Annotated in this window: 4 protein-coding genes; 2 read left to right on the top strand and 2 right to left on the bottom strand. The window is 67.5% G+C overall.

Annotated features, from left to right (window positions below; all coding sequences use genetic code 11):
• Nucleotides 1–517: 517 nt before the first annotated feature.
• Nucleotides 518–955, top strand: coding sequence for an NfeD family protein (locus ACWD3I_RS49010; protein WP_365414041.1), 438 nt, complete (start codon nt 518–520; stop codon nt 953–955).
• Between the two features lie 29 nt (nt 956–984).
• On the top strand, nt 985–2,091 hold the full coding sequence (locus tag ACWD3I_RS49005) for an SPFH domain-containing protein (RefSeq protein WP_365414039.1): 1,107 nt from the start codon (nt 985–987) through the stop codon (nt 2,089–2,091).
• Nucleotides 2,092–2,246: 155 nt separating this feature from the next.
• On the opposite strand, the gene ACWD3I_RS49000 is transcribed toward ACWD3I_RS49005, so the two are convergent.
• Both ACWD3I_RS49000 and ACWD3I_RS48995 read right to left on the bottom strand, forming a co-directional pair.
• Nucleotides 2,247–2,741, bottom strand: coding sequence for a Na+/H+ antiporter NhaA (locus ACWD3I_RS49000; protein ID WP_365414037.1), 495 nt, complete (start codon nt 2,739–2,741; stop codon nt 2,247–2,249).
• A gap of 176 nt (nt 2,742–2,917) precedes the next feature.
• The gene (locus ACWD3I_RS48995; RefSeq protein ID WP_365414043.1) at nt 2,918–4,219 is read right to left on the bottom strand and encodes a SulP family inorganic anion transporter; all 1,302 of its coding nucleotides are present in this window, start codon (nt 4,217–4,219) and stop codon (nt 2,918–2,920) included.
• Nucleotides 4,220–4,317 lie beyond the last annotated feature (98 nt).

Here is a 4,317-nt window from a genome sequence, read left to right as displayed (position 1 = left end):
GGCGCGCGTCTTCGCGTCCGGAGCGGCGTTCTTCCACGCCATGGGAGGATTTCTGGTCCTCGTGGCCGCATCGCCGACCCCGCTACCCCACACCCGGGCACGTCTTGCATAACGCATGGGAATCGTGAAGGTGCGGTGGTGCTGCCCGATGCCGACGACGCGGGTCACGTACGCGGTGTTCGGTCGAGAGCGGGGGGTCTGTACGCCGACCGGGTTGAGGCAGCGGATGCGCACGATTTGGGAGGTAGACGAACGTACTCGGACGGCGTCGTTTTGACCTTGCTCCGGAGTGGGCATCTGATGGCGTGCCTGCGGAGCATGGTGTGGGGACCGACCGAGTCGAGACGACCCGTCGGCGAACATCGGGCCCCGCGACGGCCGGGAGACGGCACGGGTGTCCCTGCCGTCAGGCCAAACGCGTCCAATATCGCGAACCATGTCTGCTGCGCGTCTGTTCTGCTCGTCGCTACGGGGAGGTAGCTTGGTAAAGAGAGCCCCAAGAGGAGGGCGATTCGCGATGCCGTGGTTCGTATGGCTGCTCACCGCCGCGGCTCTGGGTGCCGCGGAGTTTTTCACCCTGACACTGGTCTTGGGGTTGCTGGCGGGTGCCGCCCTGGTCGCCGCCGTGGTCGCCGGTGTGGGGATCGGCCTTCTCGGCCAGCTCCTGGCCCTGGGGGCGGCAGCAGCAGCGGGTCTGGTCATGGTCCGCCCTGTCGCGCTGCGGCACATGGCACAGCAACCCCTCACCCGCGAGGGCAGCGATGCCCTGGTCGGCAAGCGGGCCGAGGTCATGCAGGAGGTCACCGCGACCCGCGGACTGATCAAACTGTCCGGTGAGGAGTGGTCCGCCCGCGCCCTCGACGAGAGCCTGGTGATCCCGGCGGGAGCGCTGGTGGACGTCATGGAGATCGAAGGTGCCACGGCCATCGTCTACCCGCGTGAACTGCTGCCATGAACGGCTGAACGCAGAGCAATGGAGGCACTGTGGATCCGGTTGTCATTGTCACGCTCGTCGCGGCCATCGTCGTCGTCTTCCTCATCGCTGCCACGGTGCGCATCGTCCCGCAGGCACGCCGCTACAACATCGAGCGGTTCGGCCGGTACCGCCGGACTCTGCAACCCGGCCTGAACTTCGTCGTCCCGATGGCGGACCGCATCAACACCAAACTCGACGTGCGCGAGCAGGTGTATTCGTCCGATCCCAGGCCGGTGATCACCGAGGACAACCTCGTGGTGAACATCGACACCGTGCTCTACTACCAGATCACCGACCCGAGGGCGGCGGCGTACGAGGTCGCCGACTACCTTCAGGCCATCGATCAGCTCACCGTCACCACCCTGCGGAACGTCATCGGCAGTATGGACCTGGAGGAGACGCTCACCTCGCGTGAGGAGATCAACTCCCGGCTCCGTGCCGTCCTCGACGACGCCACCGGGAAGTGGGGCATCCGGGTCAACCGCGTCGAGATCAAGGCCATCGATCCGCCGAACACCATCAAGGAAGCGATGGAGAAGCAGATGCGGGCCGAGCGGGACAAGCGCGCGGCCATCCTGCACGCCGAAGGAGAACGCCAGGCCAAGATCCTCACGGCGGAGGGCACGAGGCAGAAGGACATCCTGGAGGCACAAGGCGCGCAGCAAGCCATGATCCTGCGGGCGGACGGTGAGGCCAAGGCCGTGGAGCTCGTCTTCCAGGCTGTCCATCGCAACAATGCCGACCCGAAGGTCTTGGCCTACAAGTATCTGGAGACGCTCCCACACCTCGCGAGCAGCGACAACAACACTTTCTGGGTGATCCCAGGAGAGCTGACCGAGGCAGTCCGGACCGTCACCAGCGCGTTCAGTGACCAGTCGACAGTGGGCGGTCCCCAACCTGCGCAGCCCGAGGAAGCAGTCACGGCCGACGACGCCACGCCGCACGAAGGGCGGATTCCGGCACTCGACGCCGGCTCCACGGTTTCACTCGACGCCGCGACGGCGGCTGACCAGGCTGAAAAGCAGGCTGCGGCCGCAGTGAACGACGCCAAGGCCGAAGCCGAGGCCGCGATGTCGCCCCAGACACCGCGCCGCGGGCAGGCGTCCGGCGACTGAGCCCACTCCTGGCCGATGCCAGGATGCCCCTGATGCTCTACCCAGGCGGCTGCGGCCGCCGCAGCGGGGTCGCGGGTGAAGGCTCACTTGGCGCGGGCCCTGCCGGGCGCACGCTGCCCCGTGAGGCGGCGCGGACGCGATCACGATCGGAGCGATCAGCCCTGCGTCCACGGCACCGCCTCCCGGCCACTGGTGTGCTCGTCGCGGCGTCGGTGGTGACGACCGCGGCACCCCAGCACCACGGCGGCAAGCAGGGTGGCGACGCCGGAGACGAAGAGGATGGCGCCCTTGGCGTCGGTGAGGTGGGCGCTGGTGAACCGGGAGGTGAGCCAGGCGGCAGCGAAGATCCCGGTGAACTTGCCCGCGAGGAGTCCGACGCGGAAGCGCCAGGTGATGGTGGACGTCCAGAAGCCGCCCGCGCTGGACAGCGAGACGCCGGCCGAGGTCAGGGCGAAGACGGGCAGCGCGATTCCGGCGGAGAACGGCCGCAGGATTTCCTCCGTCCGGTGCGACGGGGAGACCGTCTCGCCGTCGCGGGCCCGGGTGCGCACGAGCAGGCCCATGGCGACGTCGGCGATGGTTGCGTGAATGCCGGAAGCGTGGGCCAGCGCCCAAATCACCACCGCGAGAGGCCCGAACAGCAGCAGCATGGCACGGCAGCCCCCACCCGGAGCACGGCGCCCAGAACCTCGGCAGCCGCTGTGCCTGCCCTGACAGAACCCGGCTGGTATCGGAGTGTTCTGCGTGCGTGTACTCGAGAGCAGACGTGGCAAGGGCCGCCCGGACCCTCTTGGGTCCAGGCGGCCCTGGTAGGCGTGACAGACGGTCAGTGGCTCCCAGCGAGTTCGCCGCTCAGCTTTTGGTGGATCTGGGCGCTCGGCTTGTTCAGGCCGATGATCTCGACGGCCTTGCCGCGTTGCGCGTACTTGGTCTCGATCGCGTCGAGGGCGGCGACGGAGGAGGCGTCCCAGATGTGGGCTGCGCTCAGATCGATGACGACCTTGTCGGGGTCGGTGGTGTAGTTGAACTGGCTGACCAGGTCGTTGGAGGAGGCGAAGAAAAGTTCGCCGGTCACGGAGTAGACCACCGTGGTCCCGTCGGGCTCGGTGACGGCGGTGACGTTGGCGAGGTGGGCCACGCGCTTGGCGAAGATGACCATGGCGGTGATGGAGCCGACGACGACGCCGATGGCGAGGTTGTCGGTGGCGACCACGCAGGCGACGGTGATGGCCATGACCGCGATCTCCCCGGCAGGCATCCGCTTCAGCGTCTTCGGGGCGATGGAATGCCAGTCGAACGTCGCGAAGGACACCATGACCATCACCGCGACCAGGGCGGCCATGGGGATGTCGGAGACGACCGGTCCGAAGACGATGCACAGCACCATCAGGAATGAGCCAGCCAGGAAGGTGGAGAGGCGGGTGCGGGCGCCGGACACCTTCACGTTGATCATCGTCTGGCCGATCATGGCGCAGCCGCCCATTCCGCCGAAGAAGCCGGTGACGATGTTGGCGATGCCCTGGCCGATGGACTCGCGGGTCTTGGAGGAGTGGGTGTCGGTGATGTCGTCGACGAGCTTTGCGGTCATCAGCGACTCCATCAGGCCGACCAGCGCCATCGCGAGCGCGTAGGGGGCGATGGTGGTCAACGTGTCCATCGTGAAGGGCACGTCGGGCAGGCCGGGTACGGGGAGGGAGGAGGGCAGGTCGCCCTTGTCGCCGACGGTCGGCACGGCGATCCCGGCGGCGACGGTGATGACGGTGAGGATGACGATGGCGACGAGCGGGGCCGGGATCACGGTGGTGATCTTCGGGAAGAAGACCATGAGTGTCAGCCCGGCGGCGATGAGCGGGTAGACGGGCCAGGGCACGTCGTGCATCTCTGGGACCTGGGCCATGAAGATCAGGATGGCGAGGGCGTTGACGAAGCCGACCATCACGCTGCGGGGTACGAACCGCATCAGCTTGGCGACGCCGAGCGCGCCGAGGGCGATCTGGATGACGCCGGCCAGGATGACGGCGGCTACCAGGTAGCCCAGGCCGTGCTCGCGGTTGAGCGGGGCGATGACCAGGGCGATGGCGCCGGTCGCCGCGGAGTTCATCGCGCGGCGTCCGCCGACGATGGAGATGGTTGACGGCGGTCATGACAATCGGTTCATCCAAGATTTTCGTGAAGCCGGTCATCAGGCCGTCGCGTTGGTGACTCTGGGTGTTCGACGGCTGGCGG

This window comes from Streptomyces sp. NPDC002817 (assembly GCF_053592055.1).
Note: the sequence above shows the minus strand (reverse complement) of the source record. Positions and strands in the feature narration are given on the sequence as shown.